Origin of the sequence: Rhizobium sp. CC-YZS058 (assembly GCF_034720595.1) — a bacterium.
Lineage (GTDB): Bacteria > Pseudomonadota > Alphaproteobacteria > Rhizobiales > Rhizobiaceae > Ferranicluibacter.
The window spans coordinates 2,207,153-2,227,807 of the sequence record NZ_JAYESJ010000001.1 but is presented as its reverse complement, the minus strand read 5'-3'; the positions used below and the strand labels follow the sequence as shown (position 1 = coordinate 2,227,807).

Annotated in this window: 25 protein-coding genes; 15 read left to right on the top strand and 10 right to left on the bottom strand. The window is 65.2% G+C overall.

The features are described 5' to 3' along the window. Positions 1-37: 37 nt before the first annotated feature. Complete coding sequence (locus U8330_RS10715) at positions 38-1,687, top strand: acyl-CoA dehydrogenase family protein (protein ID WP_323105272.1); 1,650 nt, start codon at positions 38-40, stop codon at positions 1,685-1,687. Here U8330_RS10715 and U8330_RS10710 read toward each other — a convergent pair. After that, the gene (locus tag U8330_RS10710; RefSeq protein WP_323105271.1) at positions 1,669-2,604 is read right to left on the bottom strand and encodes an AEC family transporter; all 936 of its coding nucleotides are present in this window, start codon (positions 2,602-2,604) and stop codon (positions 1,669-1,671) included. The two genes, U8330_RS10715 and U8330_RS10710, sit on opposite strands and share 19 nt — an antisense overlap. A 169-nt stretch (positions 2,605-2,773) precedes the next feature. Between U8330_RS10710 and U8330_RS10705 the strand changes: the two genes are divergently transcribed. Further along, a complete protein-coding gene (locus tag U8330_RS10705) occupies positions 2,774-2,920 on the top strand; it encodes a hypothetical protein (RefSeq protein ID WP_323105270.1) in 147 nt (48 codons plus the stop codon). Continuing rightward, a complete protein-coding gene (locus U8330_RS10700) occupies positions 2,917-3,264 on the top strand; it encodes a DUF6105 family protein (protein WP_323105269.1) in 348 nt (115 codons plus the stop codon). Before U8330_RS10705 ends, U8330_RS10700 begins: the two co-directional genes overlap by 4 nt. On the opposite strand, the gene ruvX is transcribed toward U8330_RS10700, so the two are convergent. Then, positions 3,201-3,695 carry a Holliday junction resolvase RuvX gene (ruvX, locus tag U8330_RS10695; protein WP_323105268.1) on the bottom strand — a complete coding sequence of 165 codons (495 nt, stop codon included), beginning with the start codon at positions 3,693-3,695 and terminating at the stop codon, positions 3,201-3,203. The genes U8330_RS10700 and ruvX overlap by 64 nt on opposite strands. Positions 3,696-3,801: 106 nt before the next feature. Here ruvX and U8330_RS10690 point away from each other — a divergent pair, with 106 nt between their 5' ends. The 3 genes from U8330_RS10690 to gatA all read left to right on the top strand — a co-directional run bounded on the left by U8330_RS10690 (position 3,802) and on the right by gatA (position 6,462). After that, complete coding sequence (locus tag U8330_RS10690) at positions 3,802-4,506, top strand: metal-dependent hydrolase (protein WP_323105267.1); 705 nt, start codon at positions 3,802-3,804, stop codon at positions 4,504-4,506. 119 nt (positions 4,507-4,625) lie between these two features. Next, positions 4,626-4,913: an Asp-tRNA(Asn)/Glu-tRNA(Gln) amidotransferase subunit GatC gene (gene gatC / locus U8330_RS10685; RefSeq protein WP_323105266.1), complete on the top strand. Its 288-nt coding sequence runs from the start codon at positions 4,626-4,628 to the stop codon at positions 4,911-4,913. A gap of 67 nt (positions 4,914-4,980) precedes the next feature. Beyond that, positions 4,981-6,462: an Asp-tRNA(Asn)/Glu-tRNA(Gln) amidotransferase subunit GatA gene (gatA, locus tag U8330_RS10680; protein WP_323105265.1), complete on the top strand. Its 1,482-nt coding sequence runs from the start codon at positions 4,981-4,983 to the stop codon at positions 6,460-6,462. A 39-nt stretch (positions 6,463-6,501) separates the two neighbouring features. On the opposite strand, the gene U8330_RS10675 is transcribed toward gatA, so the two are convergent. Genes U8330_RS10675 through U8330_RS10665 form a run of 3 tightly spaced genes read right to left on the bottom strand, consistent with a single transcriptional unit; the run spans position 6,502 to position 9,045 of the window. Then, a complete protein-coding gene (locus tag U8330_RS10675) occupies positions 6,502-7,953 on the bottom strand; it encodes an ArnT family glycosyltransferase (protein ID WP_323105264.1) in 1,452 nt (483 codons plus the stop codon). 1 nt (position 7,954) lies between these two features. Beyond that, positions 7,955-8,290: a lipid-A-disaccharide synthase N-terminal domain-containing protein gene (locus U8330_RS10670; RefSeq protein WP_323105263.1), complete on the bottom strand. Its 336-nt coding sequence runs from the start codon at positions 8,288-8,290 to the stop codon at positions 7,955-7,957. After that, positions 8,233-9,045, bottom strand: coding sequence for a glycosyltransferase family 2 protein (locus U8330_RS10665; protein WP_323105262.1), 813 nt, complete (start codon positions 9,043-9,045; stop codon positions 8,233-8,235). The genes U8330_RS10670 and U8330_RS10665 overlap by 58 nt, the downstream gene beginning before the upstream one ends. Before the next feature lie 235 nt (positions 9,046-9,280). Here U8330_RS10665 and U8330_RS10660 point away from each other — a divergent pair, with 235 nt between their 5' ends. The 7 genes from U8330_RS10660 to U8330_RS10630 all read left to right on the top strand — a co-directional run bounded on the left by U8330_RS10660 (position 9,281) and on the right by U8330_RS10630 (position 14,186). After that, on the top strand, positions 9,281-9,781 hold the full coding sequence (locus U8330_RS10660) for a GNAT family N-acetyltransferase (RefSeq protein WP_323105261.1): 501 nt from the start codon (positions 9,281-9,283) through the stop codon (positions 9,779-9,781). A 129-nt stretch (positions 9,782-9,910) separates the two neighbouring features. Next, entirely contained in the window at positions 9,911-10,120 is a 210-nt protein-coding gene (locus tag U8330_RS10655; RefSeq protein ID WP_323105260.1) for a hypothetical protein, read from the top strand. 116 nt (positions 10,121-10,236) lie between these two features. Continuing rightward, positions 10,237-11,739, top strand: coding sequence for an Asp-tRNA(Asn)/Glu-tRNA(Gln) amidotransferase subunit GatB (gene gatB / locus U8330_RS10650; RefSeq protein ID WP_323105259.1), 1,503 nt, complete (start codon positions 10,237-10,239; stop codon positions 11,737-11,739). Between the two features lie 4 nt (positions 11,740-11,743). Further along, positions 11,744-12,238: a GNAT family N-acetyltransferase gene (locus tag U8330_RS10645; protein ID WP_323105258.1), complete on the top strand. Its 495-nt coding sequence runs from the start codon at positions 11,744-11,746 to the stop codon at positions 12,236-12,238. A gap of 122 nt (positions 12,239-12,360) precedes the next feature. Next, entirely contained in the window at positions 12,361-13,119 is a 759-nt protein-coding gene (locus tag U8330_RS10640) for a calcium-binding protein (RefSeq protein WP_323105257.1), read from the top strand. A 112-nt stretch (positions 13,120-13,231) separates the two neighbouring features. Further along, positions 13,232-13,627, top strand: a complete 396-nt coding sequence (locus U8330_RS10635) for an NADH:ubiquinone oxidoreductase subunit NDUFA12 (protein ID WP_323105256.1) — start codon at positions 13,232-13,234, stop codon at positions 13,625-13,627. 112 nt (positions 13,628-13,739) lie between these two features. Continuing rightward, positions 13,740-14,186 (top strand): DUF2155 domain-containing protein, encoded by a 447-nt coding sequence (locus tag U8330_RS10630; protein ID WP_323105255.1) that lies wholly within the window; start codon positions 13,740-13,742, stop codon positions 14,184-14,186. A 39-nt stretch (positions 14,187-14,225) separates the two neighbouring features. Here U8330_RS10630 and aat read toward each other — a convergent pair whose 3' ends face one another. The 5 genes from aat to U8330_RS10605 form a co-directional block, all read right to left on the bottom strand. Continuing rightward, positions 14,226-14,837 carry a leucyl/phenylalanyl-tRNA--protein transferase gene (aat, locus tag U8330_RS10625; protein WP_323105254.1) on the bottom strand — a complete coding sequence of 204 codons (612 nt, stop codon included), beginning with the start codon at positions 14,835-14,837 and terminating at the stop codon, positions 14,226-14,228. Positions 14,838-14,844: 7 nt separating this feature from the next. Further along, a complete protein-coding gene (gene accC, locus U8330_RS10620) occupies positions 14,845-16,197 on the bottom strand; it encodes an acetyl-CoA carboxylase biotin carboxylase subunit (protein WP_323105253.1) in 1,353 nt (450 codons plus the stop codon). A gap of 5 nt (positions 16,198-16,202) precedes the next feature. Further along, positions 16,203-16,670, bottom strand: coding sequence for an acetyl-CoA carboxylase biotin carboxyl carrier protein (gene accB, locus U8330_RS10615; protein WP_323105252.1), 468 nt, complete (start codon positions 16,668-16,670; stop codon positions 16,203-16,205). Between the two features lie 20 nt (positions 16,671-16,690). Further along, positions 16,691-17,134 carry a type II 3-dehydroquinate dehydratase gene (gene aroQ, locus U8330_RS10610; RefSeq protein ID WP_323105251.1) on the bottom strand — a complete coding sequence of 148 codons (444 nt, stop codon included), beginning with the start codon at positions 17,132-17,134 and terminating at the stop codon, positions 16,691-16,693. A 172-nt stretch (positions 17,135-17,306) separates the two neighbouring features. Beyond that, complete coding sequence (locus U8330_RS10605; RefSeq protein WP_323105250.1) at positions 17,307-18,071, bottom strand: DsbA family protein; 765 nt, start codon at positions 18,069-18,071, stop codon at positions 17,307-17,309. 202 nt (positions 18,072-18,273) lie between these two features. Here U8330_RS10605 and U8330_RS10600 point away from each other — a divergent pair, with 202 nt between their 5' ends. Beyond that, a complete protein-coding gene (locus U8330_RS10600) occupies positions 18,274-19,428 on the top strand; it encodes a pyridoxal phosphate-dependent aminotransferase (RefSeq protein ID WP_323105249.1) in 1,155 nt (384 codons plus the stop codon). A gap of 164 nt (positions 19,429-19,592) precedes the next feature. Further along, positions 19,593-20,627: a hypothetical protein gene (locus U8330_RS10595; protein WP_323105248.1), complete on the top strand. Its 1,035-nt coding sequence runs from the start codon at positions 19,593-19,595 to the stop codon at positions 20,625-20,627. Positions 20,628-20,655: the final 28 nt, after the last annotated feature.

Sequence of the window (20,655 nt, the reverse complement as noted above, 5' to 3'; positions counted from 1 at the left end):
TGTTCCGCTTTGGCCCTTGCTCGGCTAGAACCGCAGCATGACCCAGACTCGGACCGACCCCTCCCTTGCCGATCTCAACCAGCCCAAGCCCTGGTCGGGCATCAATGCCTATCGGTCCGATCCGCTGCTCAGCGACGTCTCGGCCTCGCTGCCGCAGGCAGTGCGCGATGATGTGGAGGCGATCGGCAAATATGTGACCTCGCCGGAAGCGCAGGATCTGGCGCGCATGGCCAACCAGGGCGTGCCGCAGCTGCGCACGCACGGGCCGCGCGGCGAGCGGCTGGATGTCGTCGAGTTTCACCCGGCCTGGCATGCGCTGATGCGCCGCTCCATGGGCGCGGGGCTGCATTCCTCGATCTGGGAGCCGAACCAGGATGAGAGCGGGCGGGCGCACAAGGCGCGGGCCCTGCGCTTCTATCTCACCGCCCAGCTCGAGGCCGGCCATCTCTGCCCGCTGACGATGACGAGCGCCGCGCTGGCCGCCCTGGCTGCCGCCCCGTCGGTCGGCGCCGAATGGAGCCCGAAGATCCTCTCGCGCCGCTATGATTCGACCAATCGGCCGATCACCCAGAAGAGCGCGGTGACGATCGGCATGGGTATGACGGAGAAGCAGGGCGGCAGCGACATGCGGGCGCTGACCTCCAGCGCCGAGCGGGTGGGCGAGGGGATCTACCGCCTGGCGGGCCACAAGTGGTTTCTCTCCGCGCCGATGAGCGACGCCTTCGTGATGCTGGCAAAGACGCGCGAGGGCATCGGCTGCTTTCTCGTTCCGCGCCTGCTGGAGGACGGTTCGGCCAATGGCCTGCGGCTGCAGCGGCTGAAGGACAAGCTCGGCAACCGGTCGAATGCCTCGGCCGAGGTCGAGTTTTCCGAGACATTCGGTTTCGTGCTGGGCGCCCCCGATTCGGGCCTGCGCACCATTCTCGACATGGTGACGCTGACGCGGCTCGACTGCGCGGTCGCGTCCGCCGGCATGATGCGGGCGAGTCTGGCCGAGGCGGTGCACCACACGCGCGGCCGACAGGCCTTCGGGCGGCCGCTGGTGGCGCAGCCGATGATGACGCGGGTTCTGGCGGACATGGCGCTCGATGTCGCGGCCGCGAGCGCGCTGTCCTTCCGCCTGGCGGATGCCTTCGACCGAGCGCCCGGCAACGATGCCGAGGCGGCCTATGCCCGGATCATGACCCCTGTCGCCAAATATTGGGTGACGAAGATCGCACCGGCATTGATTGCCGAGGCGATGGAGTGCCTGGGCGGCAATGGCTATATCGAGGACCGCCCGATCGCCCGGCATTACCGCGAGGCGCCGGTCAACGCCATCTGGGAAGGGTCGGGCAATGTCATGGCGCTTGACGTGCTGCGCGTGCTCTCCCGCGGCCGGGAGACCTTCGAGCCGCTGTTCGAGATCATCGGCCGCGATCTCGGGCCGGCAGCGCGCAAGACGGTGGACGTGCTGCGGGCCGCGCTGTCGCTTTGCGAGCGCGACGAGGGCGCAGCCCGGCTTCTGATGGAGCAGCTTGCGCTTGCGGCGGCGGCGGCGGAACTCTACCGCTTAGGGGCCGGGCGCATCGCCGATGCCTTCCTGGAATCCCGTCTGGCCGCAGGCTGGCGCTCGACCTACGGCATGCTCGATTCGCGCTTCGACTGCGCGGCGATTGTCGATCTGCTCTATCCGGCGGAGAGATAGGCCGTCGCGGCCAGGATCAGAGGGATGGTGAAGAAGGACGCGACCGTCTGAAGCGTCGCGGTCGCGGCGTAAAGCGGTGCGTCGCCCCCCATCTGCTTGGCGAGGATATAGCCGTTCATCGCCGTCGGAACGCTGGCGCCGAGCGCCACGACGCCGAGCGCATCGCCGCGCATGCCGAGCAGATAGCCAGCCCCGACCATGAACACCGGCATCACCACCAGCTTCAGCACCACGCCGATCAGCGCCTCGAGACTCGGTCGCAGCGCATCGCCCAAGCGCAGGCCGGCGCCGACCATGATCAGGCCGAGGCTGAGCGAGGCTCCGGCCATCATTTCCACCGCCGACATCAGCGGCGGATAGACGCCGAGACCGGCTCGGTTGACGAGGATGCCGGCGAGCGAGGCGAGGATCATCGGATTGGAGAGGATGCGCAGCACGAAGGCGCCGAAATTTCTCTGTCCGCCACCGAACCATATGAGCACGGCGATGTTGTAGATGTTGATCGGCAGAATGAGCAGCGTCATGACCAGCGCCGTGAGCGTCAGACCCAGTTCGCCGAACAGCGTATGGGCGGCTGCAAGCGCAATGAAGCCGTTCCAGCGCGTCGAAGTCTGGAAGATCGTCGTGAAGGCGGACGGCGTGACCCCGCGCCTTCGCAGAGGCGGCCAGGCGGCGAGCACGGCGAGCGACATGAGCGTGACGCTGCCGATGGTGGCGAGCCCCGTCGCATCGGCCTGCAGCCCGGTGAAATCGGCGCGGGCAAGGGTGGAGAAGAGCAGGGCCGGAAAGAGGACGAAGAATCCCAGCCGCTCCATGCCGTCCCATTGATCGCCGGACATGACCCGGCAACGCTTCAGCACGGCCCCGAGCACGACCAGGAGGAAGACGGGGAGAATGCTTTCGAAGATGACGAGCATCGGACTGGAAGGCCTTCAAGAGGGCATGCGGGACGTGCGGCAAAGCGTGGCATAGACCCTTGGCAGCGGCGCAGCAACTGCGCTGTTAACCTTAACAAAAGGTTGACGTTGCCTCGCAATGGTTAACGCGCGATGTCAGTTCGGTAACGATGAAGAAGGGAAGCGGCTCATGCGCTCCATCCTGACCTGCACGCTGATGATGCTGTTTGCCCTGCTGGCGCTCGATATCGCCGTGCCGGCGCTCGTGCTGCTGACCGTGGTGCTGATCGAGCAGGTGGCCTTCCGTGTGTTGCCGATGCGGAGCGCCGAACAATGAAGTGGTTTCTCCTTCTCTGGGCCGGGCCCATCGCGTTTCTGGCCGCCTGGTACACGCTCTCCTATTACGACATGAGCTTCGGGCTGTTCATCCTGTCCAGGCAGGGGCATGACCTCGTCTTTTCGATTTATGGCAGCGTGCTCGGCATGCCGCCGGAGGCGATCCCGCCGTTGGTCGCGCGCGCGCTGGCGCTCGATACGCTGCTGGTCTTCGCGCTGATGGCGTTGCGCAAGCGCAAGCGAATCCTCGCCTGGCTGCAGGCGCGGCGAAGCCGCCAGGCTCAGCCTTCGTCGGCCTCGTCCGCCGATCTTGCCAAAAGCGTCAGCCTGTCCAACGCGCCCTGAAGGATGAAGGCTGCGGCCGCCGAATCGATTCGCTCGGCCCGCTTGGCGCGCGAGACATCCATGGCGATCAAGGTGCGTTCCGCCGCGACGGTGGAGAGCCGCTCGTCCCAGTAGACGAAGGGCAGGGCGGTCAGTGCCTCCATGTTGCGCACAAAGGCGCGGGTCGCCTGAACGCGCGGACCGTTCGAGCCATCCATGTTGACCGGCAGGCCGATGATGAAGGCGCCGATCGCCTCGCGCTCCGCGAAGGCCAGCAGCGCCTGCGCATCCGCGCCGAACTTGACGCGCTTGAGCACCGGACGCGGGGTGGCGAAGCGCCGCCCGAGATCGGACATGGCAAGGCCGATGGTCTTGGTCCCGAGATCGAGCCCGGCGACGGCCTGGCGCGGCGGCAGCGTGGCCTGCAGGGCTTCGATCGTCAAAACGCTCATTCTCATGCCTCTTTATCTCCGACCTCCGGGATCCATATGCTTCCCTGCGCAAGAATTCACCTGCCGGCGGCGAGAATCTTCTGCCGCGGCGCTTGAGGAGCTTCCCATGAACATTCGCTGGCTCGGCCACTCCGCCTTTCGCATCGACACGGCAAAGGCCAAGATCCTGATCGACCCCTTCTTCACCGGCAACCCTGCCTTCGACGAATCGACGCGCAAGGACGCGGTCGCCGGCGTCACCACGATCCTCCTGACGCATGGCCACGGCGATCATGTCGGCGATACGGTGCAGATCGCGGCGGAAACCGGCGCGACGGTCGTCGCCAATGCCGATCTCGCCGCCTGGCTGGGCTCCAAGGGCGTCAAGGCGCTGGAAATGGGCAATACCGGCGGCACCATCCACCTGGACGGCTTCTCGACCACCTTCGTCAACGCCTTGCACTCTTCGGCCCAGATTACCGAAGATGGCGTGTCCCATTCGCTCGGCAATGCCAATGGTCTCGTGCTGCACTTCGAGGACGAGCCGACGCTCTATCACATGGGCGATACGGACATCTTCTCCGACATGGCACTGATTGAGGAGCTGCACCAGCCGCAGATCGGGCTCGTGCCGATCGGCGACCGCTTCACCATGGGCGGGGCCGTGGCGGCGCTCGCCTGCCAGCGCTACTTCAACTTCCAAACCGTGCTGCCGTGCCACTATGGCAGCTTCCCGATCATCGCCCAGACGCCGGACACCTTCGTCACCGCCATGGACGGCGTATCGACCAGGGTCGAGACGCCTGCCGTCGGTGGAACGGTCACGCTCTGACACTCGAGGCGGATCCCGCAGCAGCGTGGGGTTCGCCCGTGCCCGCGGCGCGCCTTGATGGTTGCGCCGCCGCGCCCCCGTCAGTATAGCGAGACGACATCAATCCAGCGGAGCCTGCCATGTCCGTCGATCTCGCCACCGTCAAGCGCGTCGCGCGCCTCGCCCGCATCGCCGTGGACGAGGAGGATGCCAACCGGATGACGGGGGAACTCAACGCCATCCTCGGCTTCGTCGAGCAGCTGTCCGAGGTCGATGTCTCGGGTGTCGAGCCGATGACCTCCGTGACGCCGATGGCGATGAAGAAGCGCCAGGACGCGGTGACGGACGGCGGCAAGGCGGACGATATCGTCGCCAACGCCCCGAACAGCGACCGCAATTTCTTCCTGGTTCCGAAGGTCGTCGAATAGGCGGCACTGCCGCGCTCGCCCGTCCTTCCCGGCCTTGCCTCCCTTTGTTCGAAAGCCCGTCCGTTCCATGACCGACCTGACCCGCCTGACCATTGCCGAAGCCCGCGACGCCCTTGCCAAGCGCGAAACAACGGCTCTTGCGCTGACCGATGCCTATCTCGCCGCCATTGACGCCGCCAATGGTGCGCTGAACGCCTACGTCACCGTCACGCCGGAGAAGGCACGGGCCATGGCAAAGGCCTCGGACGAGCGGATCGCTGCCGGCAAGGCCGGTCCGCTGGAGGGCATTCCGCTCGGCATCAAGGACCTCTTCGCGACCGAAGGCGTCCATACCCAGGCCTGCAGCCACATTCTCGACGGCTTTGCACCGCGCTACGAATCGACCGTCACGGCCAATCTCTGGGCCGACGGCGCGGTCATGCTCGGCAAGCTGAACATGGACGAGTTCGCCATGGGCTCGTCGAACGAAAGCTCCTATTACGGCCCGGTGAAGAACCCCTGGCGCGCGGAAGGCTCGAACACCGATCTCGTGCCGGGCGGCTCGTCCGGTGGCTCGGCGGCTGCCGTTGCCGCCTTCCTGTGCGCCGGTGCCACCGCCACCGATACGGGCGGCTCCATCCGCCAGCCGGCCGCCTTCACCGGCACGGTGGGCATCAAGCCGACCTATGGCCGCTGCTCGCGTTGGGGCATCGTCGCTTTCGCCTCCTCGCTCGATCAGGCCGGACCGATCGCCCGCGATGTGCGCGACGCTGCCATTCTGCTGAAATCGATGGCCAGCACGGATTCCAAGGATACGACCTCGGTCGACCTGCCTGTTCCGGATTATGAGAAGGCGCTTGGCGGATCGCTGAAGGGCATGAAGATCGGCATTCCGAAGGAATACCGCGTCGAGGGCATGCCGGAGGAGATCGAGGCGCTCTGGCACAAGGGCATCGCCTGGCTGAAGGACGCCGGCGCGGAGATCGTCGACATCACGCTGCCGCACACGAAATATGCGCTGCCGGCCTATTACATCGTTGCTCCCGCGGAAGCCTCGTCCAACCTCGCCCGCTATGACGGCGTGCGCTACGGTCTGCGTGTCGACGGCAAGGACATTGCCGACATGTATGAGCAGACGCGTGCGGCCGGCTTCGGTCGCGAGGTCAAGCGCCGGATCATGATCGGCACCTATGTGCTCTCCGCCGGCTATTACGACGCCTACTACCTGCGGGCCCAGAAAGTGCGCACGCTCATCAAGCGCGATTTCGAAACCGTGTTCGATGCCGGGGTCGATGCGATCCTGACCCCGGCCACGCCGTCCTCGGCCTTCGGCATTGCCGACCAGGAACTGGCCGCAGATCCGGTGAAGATGTATCTGAACGACATCTTCACCGTGACCGTGAACATGGCCGGCCTGCCGGGCATCGCGGTACCGGCCGGGCTCGACCACAAGGGCCTGCCGCTCGGCCTGCAGCTGATCGGCCGCCCCTTCGAGGAAGAGACCCTGTTCAAGACCGCCCATGTGATCGAACAGGCCGCCGGTCGGTTCTCGCCGACCAAGTGGTGGTAAGCCTCGCGCTGACCGAACCGCGTCTCGAGGCGGATGCGGTCAGGGGATGAGGCAGCGAGCGGAGGCGGCCGAGAGAAACAGCGTCCGGCCGCGCAGGTAGCCCGTTGTCGGCTGGATGGGCGGCAGCGTCGCCGTCCCCTCTGAGGCACAGGCAAAGGGCTTCTCGGTGATCAGCAGCACGCGCGGCGCGTCGCGTGCCGGATCATAGGTCATGTCCTGTTCATAGGCGTTGAGCGGCGGCGCACCGGTCGGGCGCGCGCGGATCGTGAAGGGCCGGTCGCGCAGCGTGTAGACGAGATCGGCCAGGATGTCGCGGTTTCCGGCGACGATCGTGGTCAAGCCCGCCTGTTTCGCCCGCGCGGCCAGGGTTTCGCTCAAGGCCGAGCGTCCGAGGTAGCGGGCAAGGATCGGGGTCTGGCCGCCGGGCACTGTCGTCTGCGGAAAGGCGGCCAGCAGCGGCAGGGCGAGCGTGACCGCGCCGTTGATCGCGAGGCTGGCCCTCAGCCCGCGCTGCCACCCGTTCGTGAGTGTGAGAGTCGCGAGGACGATGCCGGCGACATAGGCCGTGGCCGCCCAGTTGGCATAGGCGCGGGACATCAGGGCCTGGCCGACGATCAAACCGATGATCGGCCAGGAGAGGAGCACGAGCTGGCGCTCGACCGGGTTCCCGCTTCGCCGCGCGACCCGGCAGAGGCCGACGATCATCGCGCCGAAAAGGACCGGGCCGACGACACCGAACTGCGCGGCGAGGAACTCCAGCGCCTTGCCGATGTGGAGGTTCAGGCCGGTCCAGCCGATATTGTCCGAGGTGTGTCGCAGCGTTGCGCCGCCATGATGGGCGTTCCAGATGAGGTTGGGACTGAGGACGACGAGCGCCAAAAGCGCTGCGAAGGCTGCATGCCGCCAGCCGATGCGCGCCTGCGGCAGACGCCAGGCCGCAAGCGCCGCCGTCGCGGGGAAATAGACCATGGCATATTTCGACAGCAGCCCAAGGCCGATGGAGAGGCCCAGCCCACCGGCGAGCGGAAGGCTGGTCCGCGTCTCCTCCGGCTGGCTGCGGCACTCGGCCAGACGCACCGTCAGAAGCATGGCCAGCGCGTAGAAGAACAAAAGGGCGGTATCGGTCGAGATGAAGATCGACGAGAGCGCCACGCCGGGCAGGGTGATGAAGCCGGCGCCGGTCCAGCCGGCGATCCGGTCCGATCCGGTCAGCCGGCCGGCGAGCGCGATGAGCAAGGCGGCAGTGGCGGCGTGCAGCAGGGGGGAGGAGAGGCGAATCCAGAACAGCGACTGAAATCCGCCGAGTGCGGTCGTCGCGTGAATCGTCCAGGCGATCATTGGTGGCTTGGAATAATAGCCGAAGGCAAGCGCGCGCGACCACATCCAATATTGCGCCTCATCGACGAAAAGGTCCGTCCGGTCGAGGGCGAGCATCAGGATCCGGTAGGCGGTCACCACGAGAATGAGCAGCGCGGCGCGACGCGACGTCATGTCAGCGGTCGGCAAGCAGCGACCGGGCTTCGCCGCGCTCCCTGCGCTCGGCCTTGTGGATCAGCACGATGTTGCGGGCATAGATGACGACGCCCATGGCTTGGCCGATAATCAGAACCGGCTCACGCCGATGCAGGCCATACGCAAGCAGCGTCAGCCCGCCGAACAGCGAGAACCACCAGAAGGCGGTGGGGATGACCGAGCGCTTCTCCCGCTCCGAACTCAGCCACTGGATGATGAAGCGCAGCGAGAACATGACCTGCGCGAAGAGACCGATGATCAGCCATGCGAGGTCCGTGGCAGAGTCGATACCGAAGAAGAGGAGGATGTCGTGCATGAGGCTTGGCCTTGTTCCTCGGGGCGAACGGTTTTGCGCCGCTTGATCAGCCAGACGACGCCGATGAGATCGTAACACCCAACCAGCGCCCGCTGCAGATTGGTATAGTTCGACGCCCCGGCATGGCGCGCCCGATGCGCCACGTCGACATGGGCGATCGCATGGCCCTGTGCTGCAAACAGGGCCGGCAGGTAGCGATGCATGTGATTGAAATAGGGAAGAGCCAGAAAGGCCTCACGCCGGAACGCCTTCAGACCGCAGCCGGTGTCTCGCGTGGAATCGGCGAGGACGCGGACGCGAATCGCATTGGCAATCCGTGAGGCTAGCCGCTTCGACAGCGTGTCGGCGCGGGCGACTCGCTGCCCGGCGACCAGCGCGAGCCTTTCCGGAGCGTCCGGCACCAGGAAGGGCGCAAGCAGATGCGGGATCTCGGCCGGCGGGTTCTGTCCGTCGCCATCCAGCGTGCAGATCAGCGGCGCGCGGGCGGCAAGCACGCCGGAATGCACGGCCGCCGATTGCCCGCCGGAGCGCGGATGGCTGAGGAGCCGGAGCCAGGGTCGGCCCCGCATGGCCTCCGACACCCGCGTGCGGGTCTCGTCGCTCGAGCCGTCATCGACCAGGATCGCCTCGAAGGCCATGTCTCGGCAGGCCGCCTCGATCTCCTCGATCAGCAGCGCGACATTGTCCGCCTCGTTGCGCATGGGAACGACGATGCTGGCAAGGAGCGGCTCTTCAAGCGCTGGCGAGGACGGCATGATCTTGATCCCGAACTGACGGCCGTGCGCCCGACCCCTGAAGCCATGGCGGCAAGTGCCGGCGCGATCACGGGCCATAGCCTGCGCAGATCACGCTTTTGTGTCAATTGCCGTATGAGCGATGTATGATCGAGCCTGTGGCCGCCCGCTGCGTCGGTGGATCGTCCTTGAAGGCCATAGTGTCGCGTGGCAGGCTGTTTGGCTTGCAAGCCGAGATAGAGGGAGCAGGGCGGCGGTGATTACGGTGAGGACGGCTTTCGAGCGGGAGGTTCCGCGTCTTGCCGAGATCGGGCTTATCGCTTGGGAGCAGGCGATCCTCGGCGCCGCGTCGCAGGCCGAGCGCGATGGCCTGCGTCGCGTTGCGCAACTGGCCTTTCTCTCCTTTGCGGGATCAGGCTGGTCGCGCATAAGGGTCGCAGAACAGGGCGGCCAATTGCTCGGCTGGGCCGCCTGCGAGCGACCGGACGGGACGGTGACGGACCTCTGGATACGGCCGGAGGCCCAGCGGCAGGGCATCGGCAGCCTGTTGATGACGCAGATCGAGGCCGAGATTGCTGCCGATGGCTTCGAAACCGCCGAGGTGAGCTCGCATGCCGACAACCGCGCCGCCATCGCCTTCTTCCAGCAGCGCGGCTATCGCATTGCCTGGCTTTCGACCCGCTATGCTCAGCGGCTCGACCGCGATGTCGAACAGATCGGCCTTCGCAAGGCGCTGCAGGAAGCGACTCGCCCCTGATCCCGGCCTGCGAAACCACGCCGGTTGGCGACCGCAATGGCGAGGCTTGCTAAGGGAGCCGAAATTGACAGTCCTGTCTTTATAAGCGTATTGGCATCTTGGGGGCGAGGCTCAACGGAGAGCATCACAGTGCAGGTAGTCTTCGAAATCATCGAGAACGGCGAAGCACGCGCTTATGTCGTCGATGTCAGCAAGATCGACGAGCGGACCCTGTTCGGCATGCACAAGGGGGAGATGCGCGAATTCGCGCTGGGCGAGATCCGCCACGCGACCACGGTCTCGGGTCGGCCCTTTTCCCTGCGCCCCTTCGACGCGCGGACGATGGTGGTCCGCAGCTAGGCGGATCCTGCGCGGAACGGATCGAGCGGACAAGGCGATCGGCGGCAAGCCTTGCGCCACCCTGTCAGATGTTTTACCGAACCGGCTGTCCGACTGCGAAAGAACCGAGAGCCGCCATGACGATTGTCGATGTCCGCACCCCCGATCCGAAACGCTTCATCCCCGGTGCGACCGGCGATTGGGAGGTGATCATCGGCATGGAGGTGCATGCCCAGGTCACAAGCCGCTCCAAGCTCTTCTCCGGCGCCTCGACCGAGTTCGGCCAGCCGGCCAATGCGAATGTCTCGCTGGTCGATGCCGCCATGCCCGGCATGCTGCCGGTCATCAACGAGGAATGCGTCCGCCAGGCAGTGCGCACCGGTCTCGGGCTCAAAGCCCAGATCAACACGCGGTCGATCTTCGACCGGAAAAACTATTTCTATCCCGACCTGCCGCAGGGCTATCAGATCTCGCAGTTCAAGGATCCGATCGTCGGCGAAGGCACGATCGTCATCTCGCTCGGTCCCGACCGCCAGGGCCAGTTCGAGGATATCGAGATCGGCATCGAGCGGCTGCATCTGGAACAGGATGCCGGCAAGTCGATGCACGACCAGCACCCGACCATGTCCTATGTCGATCTCAACCGCTCCGGCGTGGCGCTGATGGAAATCGTTTCCAAGCCCGACATGCGCTCCTCGGACGAGGCCAAGGCTTATATGACCAAGCTGCGCGCGATCGTGCGCTATCTCGGCACCTGCGACGGCAATATGGACGAGGGTTCGATGCGCGCCGACGTCAACGTGTCCGTCCGCCGCCCGGGCGAAGGCTTCGGTACGCGCTGCGAGATCAAGAACATGAACTCGATCCGCTTCATCGGCCAGGCGATCGAATATGAGGCACGCCGGCAGATCGCCATTCTCGAGGATGGCGGCACGATCGATCAGGAGACGCGCCTTTTCGACCCGAACAAGGGCGAGACGCGCTCGATGCGCTCCAAGGAAGATGCGCATGACTACCGCTATTTCCCCGACCCCGATCTCCTGCCGCTCGAATTCGACGAGGCTTTCGTCGAGGCGCTGAAGCACGACCTGCCGGAACTGCCCGACGACAAGAAGGCGCGTTATGTCCGCGAGCTCGGGCTCTCGATCTACGACGCCTCGGTTCTCGTCTCGGAGAAGGCGATCGCCGATTATTTCGAAGCGGTCGCAGCGGGACGCGACGGCAAGGCGGCGGCGAACTGGGTCATCAATGACCTGCTGGGCGCCTTGAACAAGGCCGGAAAAGCCATTGAAGAGACTCCGGTTTCGCCCGCCCAGCTCGGCGGCATTCTCGATCTCATCAAGTCGGAAGTGATCTCCGGCAAGATCGCCAAGGATCTGTTCGAAATCGTCTTTGCCGAAGGCGGCGACCCGGCGGAGATCGTCGAACGCCGCGGCATGAAACAGGTGACCGATACCGGGGCGATCGAGAAGGCCGTGGACGAGATCATCGCCGCCAATCCCGATCAGGTCGCCAAGGTCAAGGCCAAGCCCTCGCTCGCCGGCTGGTTCGTCGGCCAGGTGATGAAGTCGACCGGCGGCAAGGCCAATCCGCAGGCGGTGCAGGCCTTGGTGAAGGCGAAGCTCGGCATCGAGGAGTAGGCGGATGTTCTTCATCCGCACCGCCACCGACCGCGACCTGCCGCAGGTCCAGGCGCTCCTGAAGGAGACCTGGCACGCGACCTATGACGCGATTCTCGGCGTGGAGCAGGTGAATGCCCTGACGGCCAAATGGCACGACATGGCCTCTCTCAAGCGTCGCCTCGCGACCCGCGATGCCGAGTTCGTCGTGGCGGATGACGGCAAGCAGCTGGCCGGCATGGGCTATGCCGCGATGGCGAGCTCGGAGCCGAACCTGGCGATCCTGCACCAGCTCTATGTTCTGCCTGCCCATCAGGGCCACGGCATTGGCGGCGATCTGGTGGCGGAGCTCGAGACCTGCTTTCCCAATGCCTCCCGGATGCGCCTCGAGGTCCTGAGCGCGAACGCCCGCGCCATCCGCTTCTACCAGAGCCTCGGCTTCGAGCAGACCGCGACGATCGAAAACGACGCCGGGACAGGGCAGCCGGCGGCCGTGTTCGAAAAGGACCTGCCAGGCTAGGCGAACCGAAGCGTCGTGCGCCATGAATATCGGTTTTCCCTAAAACAGAGATAGCTTTTCCCGGTTTGCTTCTTTACCCTTTGCGCGGCGCATTTCGGTGCTGCAGGTTCGCGGAGATGGAAATGGCTGTCATCAAGGCGCAGGCTGTCGGACGGGACGGGTTCAACACGAGCACCGACCTGTTGATCGGGCTTCTTCGGCAGTACACGCAGTTCACGACGCGTCCGACCGAAGCCCGGTTCTATACGGATGCCGACAACGAAACGGCATTCGGCGGTACCGGTTTCAAATACGTCATCAAGAACGGCCGGTTGGCCGATGTTCTCGCCGGAACGATCACCAGCATCACGGTGCAGGTGAAGGGTGTCGAGACGGTCGCGATCAGCGACATCGGCCTCTCCGCTGCCAGGGTCTTCGACTTCTACAAGGCGGGCGCCGACGTGAAGGAGATCGAATACCTGCTGGGGGGCGCTGACAGGATCACCGGCACCAAGGTCGGCGATTATATCGATGGTTTTCGCGGCAATGACACGCTGAACGGCGGCGGTGGACAGGACGTTCTCGTGGGCGGGCAGGGCGATGATGTGCTCACCGGTGGCGCAGGGCGCGACCAGTTCGTCTTCGTCGGCGTCGCCAGGAAACTCGGAACCGACGTCATCACCGATTATCACCGCAGCCAGGGCGACACGATCGACCTGTCGGTGTTCACCATGTCCTTCGTCGGCACCGACAGATTCTCCGGCGACCATCCGGAACTGCGCTTTCACAAGACTGCGGGAAAGACCTATGTGGAAGCAGATACCGACGGAGACGGCGTCAAGGACTTCACCATTGTCCTCAAGGGAAGCTTTGCGCTGACGGCCCACGACTTCCTGCTGTGAAAGTGCTGCGACAGGGCCGCCGGTCTGGACATCGGCGGCGCATCGCGCCATAAGCGGGGCAGTACGTCATGGTCTGTCCGGCGGGCAAAGCTGCCGGATCAAGGATGGTTCGATGAAGACTCTGCTTCAGATTTTCACCTGGTGGAACGGCTCCACGATCGGCACGCGCTTCCACACCTGGCGCTTCGGCAAGCGTGTGGGCGAGGACCAGTTCGGCAATGTCTACTACGAAGGTGGCCGCGACTCCGAAGGCCGGACGCGTCGCTGGGTGTCCTATAACGGCTATGCCGAGGCTTCGGCCATTCCGCCCGGCTGGCACGGCTGGATGCATCACCGCACCGATATTTCTCCGGCGCATGAAAACTACGTGGCGCGCGAATGGGAACAGGCTCATCGCAGCAACAAAACCGGGACGGCGGAAGCCTATCGTCCGCTCGGATCCCTGGCGCGCGCCGGCGAGCGCCCGCGCGTGACGGGCGATTACGACGCCTGGACGCCCCGCTCCTAAGTCCCTGGCGATGGCGCCGTCGGCCGGCGGACGCCATCTTGCCCCAGCCACATTTCCTCTTTAGCGCCAGATCGACCGGAGCTTGTCCGGAGATCGACGGGAGTACGCTCATATGGCAGCTCAGCGCGGCTTGTGCGGCAGGCAGACCCTGCGAGCCATCGCCTCATGCGCTCTGGCGATCGGCATGCTGAGCGCGGTGCCGGCCATGGCTGCCCGGATCGAAAACCCCGTTGCGGTCTTCTCCGGCATCGACAAGATCACCGGCCGTATCACCACCTTCGATGTCTATATCGGCGAAACGGTTCAGTTCGGCGCGCTGCAGGTGACGCCGCGCGTCTGCTACAGCCGCGACGAGACCGAGGCCCAGCAGACGACCACCTTCGTCGAGGTGGATGAGATCACGCTGGACCGGAAAATCCGCCGGATCTTCACCGGCTGGATGTTCGCCGACAGTCCCGGCCTCAACGCGGTCGAGCATCCGGTCTATGATGTCTGGCTGCAGTCCTGCAAGGCAAAGTCCGACCTGCCGCCGCCAGATGCCAGCGGGCAGACGCAATAGCCGCCGACGCCGCACACTCAGGTTCGGGTCAGTCTGGCGTCAGAAGCGCTTGCGCGGCATGCCCACCGCCTTGGCGAGCATCGCCGCATATCGCGCCTTCGGCACGTCGATCGCGCCGAATGTCTTCAGATGATCGGTGGTGAACTGGGTGTCGAGCAGCACGAAGCCCTGCGCGCGCAAATGCTCGACAAGATGGACCAGGCAGATCTTGGATGCATCGGTCCTGCGGGAGAACATGCTCTCGCCGAAGAAGGCGGCGCCGAGTGATACGCCATAGAGACCGCCCACCAGTGAATCCCCCTCCCAGGCCTCCACCGAATGGGCGTGGCCGAGCGCGTGCAGCTCCGTATAGAGCGCCCGGATGCGGCCGTTGATCCAGGTGGTGGGGCGGTCGGGAGCAGGGGCCGCACAGCCGTCCATGACAGCGGCAAAGGCCGTGTTGCGCCGGATCTCGAAGGGAGCGCGGCGGATCGTCTTGGCGAGGCTTTTGGAAATATGGAAGTCGTCGAGCGGAATGATCCCGCGGATTTCCGGCTCGACCCAGAAAATCTCCGGGTCGTCTGCCGAATCGGCCATCGGAAACAGTCCGATGGAATAGGCCCGCAGCAGCAGGTCCGGAGTCACGTCCGGCTGCCGGCTGCGGCCCCGCATCGCCGGGCTACTCGGCCTGCGGCTGGGCGAGATACTGCTCCAGCCAGTGGATGTCGTAGTCGCCGTTGGCGATGTCCTGGTTGTTGATCAGGTCCTGGAACAAGGGGAGCGTGGTCTTGATCCCGTCGATGACGAACTCGTCCAGCACGCGGCGCAGGCGCATCATGCATTCGACGCGGGTGCGCCCATGCACGATGAGCTTGCCGATCAGGCTGTCGTAGTAGGGCGGGATCCGGTAGCCCTGATAGGCGCCCGAATCGACGCGCACGCCGAGACCGCCCGGCGCGTGGAAATGCGTGATCGTGCCGGGCGACGGCACGAAGGTGCGCGGATCCTCGGCATTGATGCGGCACTCGATCGCGTGACCCTGGAAGCTGATCTCATCCTGCGTGACCGACAGACCGGCCCCGGAGGCGACGCGGATCTGCTCATGGACAAGGTCGATGCCGGTGATCGCTTCAGTGATCGGGTGCTCCACCTGAAGACGCGTGTTCATCTCGATGAAATAGAACTCGCCGTTCTCGTAGAGGAACTCGATCGTGCCGGCGCCGCGATATTTCAGCTTCTTCATCGCCTCGGCGCAGACCCGGCCGATCTCCATCCGCTGCGCGACATTGAGCGCCGGAGAGTTGGCCTCTTCCCAGACCTTCTGGTGGCGGCGCTGCAGCGAACAATCCCGCTCGCCGAGATGGATGGCATTGCCCTCGCCATCGCCGACCACCTGGATTTCGATATGGCGCGGCTTGCCAAGATATTTTTCCATGTAGACCGCGTCATTGCCGAAGGCTGCGGCCGCTTCCGAGCGGGCGGTCGAGATCGCCTCTTCGAGCGAGTCCTCGTCCTTGGCGACCTTCATGCCGCGACCGCCGCCACCGGCGGTGGCCTTGATCAGCACGGGGAAGCCGATCTTGCGGGCGATCTCCAGCGCGTTCTCCGGCTTCACCTCGCCGTCCGAACCGGGAACGACGGGAATGCCGAGCGACTCGGCGGTTTTTTTCGCCGTGATCTTGTCGCCCATGATGCGGATGTGGTCCGCCGTGGGCCCGATGAAGGTGATGCCGTGCGCATCGAGAATATCGGCGAACTTGGCGTTTTCCGACAGGAAGCCATAGCCCGGATGCACCGCGTCCGCGCCGGTGATTTCGCAGGCGGCAACGATCTGGTGGATGTTTAGATAGCTCTCGCGCGAAGGCGGCGGACCGATGCAGACGCTTTCGTCGGCGAGGCGCACATGCATGGCGTCGGCATCGGCGGTGGAGTGAACCGCGACGGTGGCGATGCCGAGCTCCTTGCAGGCGCGCAGCACCCGCAGGGCGATTTCGCCGCGATTGGCGATGAGGACCTTGGAAATGGTGGGCATCGGCGTCACTCGATGACGATCAGGGCTTCGCCGTACTCGACGGGGGCGCCATCTTCGACGAGGACATCGACCACCTTGCCGGAGCGCGGCGCCGGGATCTGGTTCATGGTCTTCATGGCCTCGATGATCAGAATGGTCTGGCCTTCCTTCACGCTGGCGCCGACTTCGACGAAGGGACGGGCGCCGGGGGCGGGGGAGAGATAGGCGGTGCCGACCATCGGCGCCGTGACCGCATTCTTCGAGGTCCGCGCGCTTTCGGCGGCGGCCGCTGGCGCGGCGCTGCTGCCCGCGGGGGCGGCGGCCGGAGCAGGCGCCTGCAGCGGCGCCGTGACGTAGTGCGGGGTGCCGGCGCGCGAGACGCGGATGCGCAGGTCTTCCTGCTCCACCTCGATCTCCGTCAGGTCGGTTTCGTTCAGGATATTGGCGAGATCGCGAATAAGCGCCTGATCGATGCCGGTCTTCTTGTCAGCCATGAGAATGCCTCTTGTTCTTTTTATTCCGCGGTATGCGTGAGTGTCTTTAGCGCATTGAGCGCGAGAATGTAACTCTGGGCCCCGAAGCCGCAGATAACGCCTTTCGCCGCCGGGGCAATCATGGATTTGTGGCGAAATTCCTCTCGCGCATGCACATTGGAGAGATGCAGCTCCACCATGGGGATGCGGATGGCGCGCGCCGCGTCGTGGAGCGCGATCGAGGTGTGGGTGTAGGCGCCGGCATTGACGGCAATCCCCGCCGCCACCTCATTGGCCTCGTGGAACCAGTCGACCAGCACGCCCTCGTGGTTGGTCTGGCGAAAATCGATCGACAGGCCCAGCCTTTCGCCCTCGCTGCGGCAGAGCGCCTCGATATCCGCAAGCGTCTGCCCGCCATAGATGCCGGGCTCGCGCTTGCCGAGCGCGTTGAGATTGGGACCGTTGAGAACGAAGATGATGGGCATGGGATCCGACGTCTTGCTCAGGCGGGCATGCTCTTGGGCGGGGGCGCCGCTTTCGGCAGGGGCAATGCGGCAGGCTGCCGCATCAGGGGTTCGGCGGCAAGCTATAGCCGCTTGGCGTGCTGAAAAAAAGTCCTGACTGACACTGCAGCCGCTGCTCCACAAGCGAGCGGGATCAGCACGCGGTCTTGCCGCAGGCGCGCATGGCGGCGATCTTGGTGGCGAGGTCCTCCGCCCCGACAGCTCCGAACACGGCCTCCTTGCCGATGACATAGGTGGGCGTCCCGGAAATGCCCAGCGCATTGGCGAGCGTGTAGGATTCCCGCACCTCGTCATCATGGTCGCCATCGACCATCAGCTTGCGCAGATCTGCTTCCGCGACACCGAAGCGCCCCGCAACGGCAATCGCGATCGCCTCGTCGGCGCGATCCTCTCCGCCGAGCAGCGCACGGTGGAAATCGCCATACTTCTCCGGGGCGAGCCGGCGGAAGGCGGAGGCGACGCGATGGGCGGCAAGCGAGTCGGGCCCGAGGATCGGCAGCTCCTTCAGCACGAAGCGCACATTCTTGTCGGTCTGCAGGATCATGTCCATGTCCGACAGCGCCCGTTTGCAGTAGCCGCAATTGTAGTCGTAGAACTCCACGACGGTGACGTCGCCATCCGGATTGCCGAGCGTCACATCATAGGCGGAGTGAAAGATCGCCTGTTCATTGTCGCTGATGGCGGCGGTGGCGAGCTTTTCCTGCTCGGCCATCTGCTTGGCCTTGAGCGCCGACTGCACCTCCAGCATGATCTCTGGATTGGCGATCAGATATTCCTTGATGAAGGCGCCGATCTCTTTCTTCTGTGCGTCATCCAGTGCCCGGGCCGGAGCGGGCAGGGCGGCCGTGGCGGCAAGCATCATCAAGGCGGCGATCGGCCGGCGGCTGTGGGCAAGCATGGCAGTCCCTTCATAACTGGCGCGACGGGGCGCTCGGGTCGATCGCGCTTAGCACAGCCAGGCGTGCGCGCAAAGCGGGTGCGACCGCCGCACGGGTATCGGATGCGCTCTCGCAGGGCTGTCGCGCCCCTTTGTTCTTGTGATGCTGCAGCGGATCGGGCACAGGCAGAGACTTGTCTGGCATGCCCCGCAGGAGATCCCCATGAGCACGCTTTCCGCCCGCAGCACGGTCGAGCCCTTCCACGCGATGGATGTGCTGGCGGAGGCAAACCGGCGGCGTGACGCGGGACATCCGGTCATCTCGCTGGCAGTGGGCCAGCCGAGCCACCCGGCCCCGCGCGCAGCGCTGGAGGCGGCCGAGGCCGCGCTCAGGCATGGGCGCATCGGCTATACGGACACGCTCGGCACCGCGACTCTGCGCGCTGCGATCGCCGACCACTATCGCAGCCATTACGGCGTCGAGGTCGATCCGCGGCGGATCGCGGTAACGACCGGTTCCTCGGCGGGCTTCAACCTGGCCTTCCTGGCGCTGTTCGACCCGGGCGACAGGGTGGCAATCGCCCGGCCCGGCTACCCCGCCTATCGCAATATCCTCGGCGCGCTCGGGCTGGAAGTGGTAGAGGTCGAAGCGGATGCCGCCGCCGGCTTCACGCTGACGCCGACAGCGCTGGAGGAGGCGGCCAGGGTCCATGGGCCGCTCAAGGGCGTGCTGCTGGCGAGCCCGGCGAACCCCACCGGAACGGTGACCGGGCGCGCGGCTTTGAAAGCTCTGAGCGACTATTGCGCCGCCACCGGCATGGCCTTCCTGTCCGACGAGATCTATCACGGCCTGACCTTCGTCGGCGAGGAAACGACGGCGCTTTCCGTCAGCGACGACGCCGTCATCATCAATTCCTTCTCGAAATACTATTGCATGACCGGCTGGCGGATCGGCTGGATGGTGTTGCCGGAGGACAAGGTGCGCGGCTTCGAGAGGATTTCCCAGAGCCTCTACATTTCCCCGCCCGAACTCTCACAGATCGCCGCGCAGGCCGCGCTCGGCGCCGGGGCAGAGCTCGACGTCTACCGCGAAAGCTACGCCGCCAACCGCGCGCTCCTCACGCGGCGGCTGCCCGAGATCGGGCTTTCCATCGCCTCACCGATGGACGGCGCCTTCTACGCCTATGTCGATGTCAGCCGCCTGACCAATGACAGCATGGACTTCGCCCGCCGCATGCTGCTGGAGACCAATGTGGCCGCAACGCCCGGCCGCGATTTCGACCCCGTCAACGGACACCGCACCCTGCGCTTCTCCTATGCCGGCGCGCCGGAGGAGATTGCCGAGGCTGTGGAGCGGATCGCCGACTGGCTGAAATGAGTCTCGAATGAACGGCTTGGCGCGGAGGGCGGATTCATTCTGTCAGGCCCTTCATCCCACACTGCAGCTTCAATGAAAGGGTTCGCTTAAGCTTGGCGCTCTAACGGTAAGCTGAGAGCGCAGTATCTTTGTGCCTGCGCGTCAACGGTTAGCCGGGAGTCGCCATGGCGATGCGAGATCATCTTCGTCAGCTGACACTGTGCCTGCCGAGCCACCGCCCCTTGTCGGCGGCGCGCTCCTCGATCGAAAGCCTGCTTCGCTTCGGCGAAGAGACGGGCTGCCGCATGGTGATCTCCGACAATTCGGGCGATCCGGAGAAGCGCGAGGCCTTCGAGGGGCGCTCGCCCCATCTCATCTACCTCGTGCCGGAGGGGGACGACCCGCTCGACAATCTCACGACGGCGCTGTCTGCCGTCGAGACCGAATTCGTGATGCCCATGGGAGACGACGACTGGATCCGGACGGGCGAGGGGGTGGCACTGCCGGATCTTTCGACGATCGCGCCCGACGTGGCCGTGATCCGGCCCGAGACGGAGATCTGGGCGGAGGGGCGCGTCGTCGACATCAACCGGTTCACGATCGATGGCAGCAGCGCCGAAGCGCGGATGCTGGACTATGTGCGGAAAGCCCCAGCCACCAATGCGCTCTACTACAGTGCGTTTCGAAGCCGCATCTTCCTGCCGCTGATGCAAAGCTTTGCTGCGGGACACCCGACGCGCGGCGGCTACTGCGATTGGGCGGTCATGTTCACGCTCCTTGCCTGCGGGCGGGCGATCCATGCACCGGGGATCCTCTATCGCTACGATCTCGGCCGCTGGACCTCGAGCGTTTCGCTTCAGGAGAGCAAACGCTCGCTGTTTGCGGCTGCGGGGCTGCCTGCGGAGGCGGAGAACTATTCGGCCCTCTTGACCTTTCTCGATCTCTACACGCTCCTGTCGATCAGGGCGCTGCCGCTCGGCGCGCAGGAGCGCGACCAGGCGCTCGGGGCCAGCCTCTCCGTTTCTCTCGGTGCTTTCGTCGCCGCGGTTCGTGCGCGGCCGTGTGACTATGACGAGGTGGCCGTCTACCTGACGGAGCTGCTGGCCGAGGAGACGGAGCTGAACGGCATCTTCGCTCTGGCGCTGATGATTGCCGACTGTCTGCAGCCGGGGCTGAGGGAGCGCTATGTGCGCTTCTTCCAGGCCGTGTCGGCCGGCTGAGAGCCCGACGAGATCAAGCACAAAAAAA

Coding starts and splice junctions, on each gene's coding strand:
- U8330_RS10715 (WP_323105272.1), top strand. CDS start 38: ATGACCCAGACTCGGACCGACCCCTCCCTTGCCGATCTCAACCAGCCC.
- U8330_RS10710 (WP_323105271.1), bottom strand. CDS start 2,604: ATGCTCGTCATCTTCGAAAGCATTCTCCCCGTCTTCCTCCTGGTCGTG.
- U8330_RS10705 (WP_323105270.1), top strand. CDS start 2,774: ATGCGCTCCATCCTGACCTGCACGCTGATGATGCTGTTTGCCCTGCTG.
- U8330_RS10700 (WP_323105269.1), top strand. CDS start 2,917: ATGAAGTGGTTTCTCCTTCTCTGGGCCGGGCCCATCGCGTTTCTGGCC.
- ruvX (WP_323105268.1), bottom strand. CDS start 3,695: ATGAGCGTTTTGACGATCGAAGCCCTGCAGGCCACGCTGCCGCCGCGC.
- U8330_RS10690 (WP_323105267.1), top strand. CDS start 3,802: ATGAACATTCGCTGGCTCGGCCACTCCGCCTTTCGCATCGACACGGCA.
- gatC (WP_323105266.1), top strand. CDS start 4,626: ATGTCCGTCGATCTCGCCACCGTCAAGCGCGTCGCGCGCCTCGCCCGC.
- gatA (WP_323105265.1), top strand. CDS start 4,981: ATGACCGACCTGACCCGCCTGACCATTGCCGAAGCCCGCGACGCCCTT.
- U8330_RS10675 (WP_323105264.1), bottom strand. CDS start 7,953: ATGACGTCGCGTCGCGCCGCGCTGCTCATTCTCGTGGTGACCGCCTAC.
- U8330_RS10670 (WP_323105263.1), bottom strand. CDS start 8,290: ATGCACGACATCCTCCTCTTCTTCGGTATCGACTCTGCCACGGACCTC.
- U8330_RS10665 (WP_323105262.1), bottom strand. CDS start 9,045: ATGCCGTCCTCGCCAGCGCTTGAAGAGCCGCTCCTTGCCAGCATCGTC.
- gatB (WP_323105259.1), top strand. CDS start 10,237: ATGACGATTGTCGATGTCCGCACCCCCGATCCGAAACGCTTCATCCCC.
- U8330_RS10645 (WP_323105258.1), top strand. CDS start 11,744: ATGTTCTTCATCCGCACCGCCACCGACCGCGACCTGCCGCAGGTCCAG.
- U8330_RS10640 (WP_323105257.1), top strand. CDS start 12,361: ATGGCTGTCATCAAGGCGCAGGCTGTCGGACGGGACGGGTTCAACACG.
- U8330_RS10635 (WP_323105256.1), top strand. CDS start 13,232: ATGAAGACTCTGCTTCAGATTTTCACCTGGTGGAACGGCTCCACGATC.
- U8330_RS10630 (WP_323105255.1), top strand. CDS start 13,740: ATGGCAGCTCAGCGCGGCTTGTGCGGCAGGCAGACCCTGCGAGCCATC.
- aat (WP_323105254.1), bottom strand. CDS start 14,837: ATGCGGGGCCGCAGCCGGCAGCCGGACGTGACTCCGGACCTGCTGCTG.
- accC (WP_323105253.1), bottom strand. CDS start 16,197: ATGCCCACCATTTCCAAGGTCCTCATCGCCAATCGCGGCGAAATCGCC.
- accB (WP_323105252.1), bottom strand. CDS start 16,670: ATGGCTGACAAGAAGACCGGCATCGATCAGGCGCTTATTCGCGATCTC.
- aroQ (WP_323105251.1), bottom strand. CDS start 17,134: ATGCCCATCATCTTCGTTCTCAACGGTCCCAATCTCAACGCGCTCGGC.
- U8330_RS10605 (WP_323105250.1), bottom strand. CDS start 18,071: ATGCTTGCCCACAGCCGCCGGCCGATCGCCGCCTTGATGATGCTTGCC.
- U8330_RS10600 (WP_323105249.1), top strand. CDS start 18,274: ATGAGCACGCTTTCCGCCCGCAGCACGGTCGAGCCCTTCCACGCGATG.
- U8330_RS10595 (WP_323105248.1), top strand. CDS start 19,593: ATGGCGATGCGAGATCATCTTCGTCAGCTGACACTGTGCCTGCCGAGC.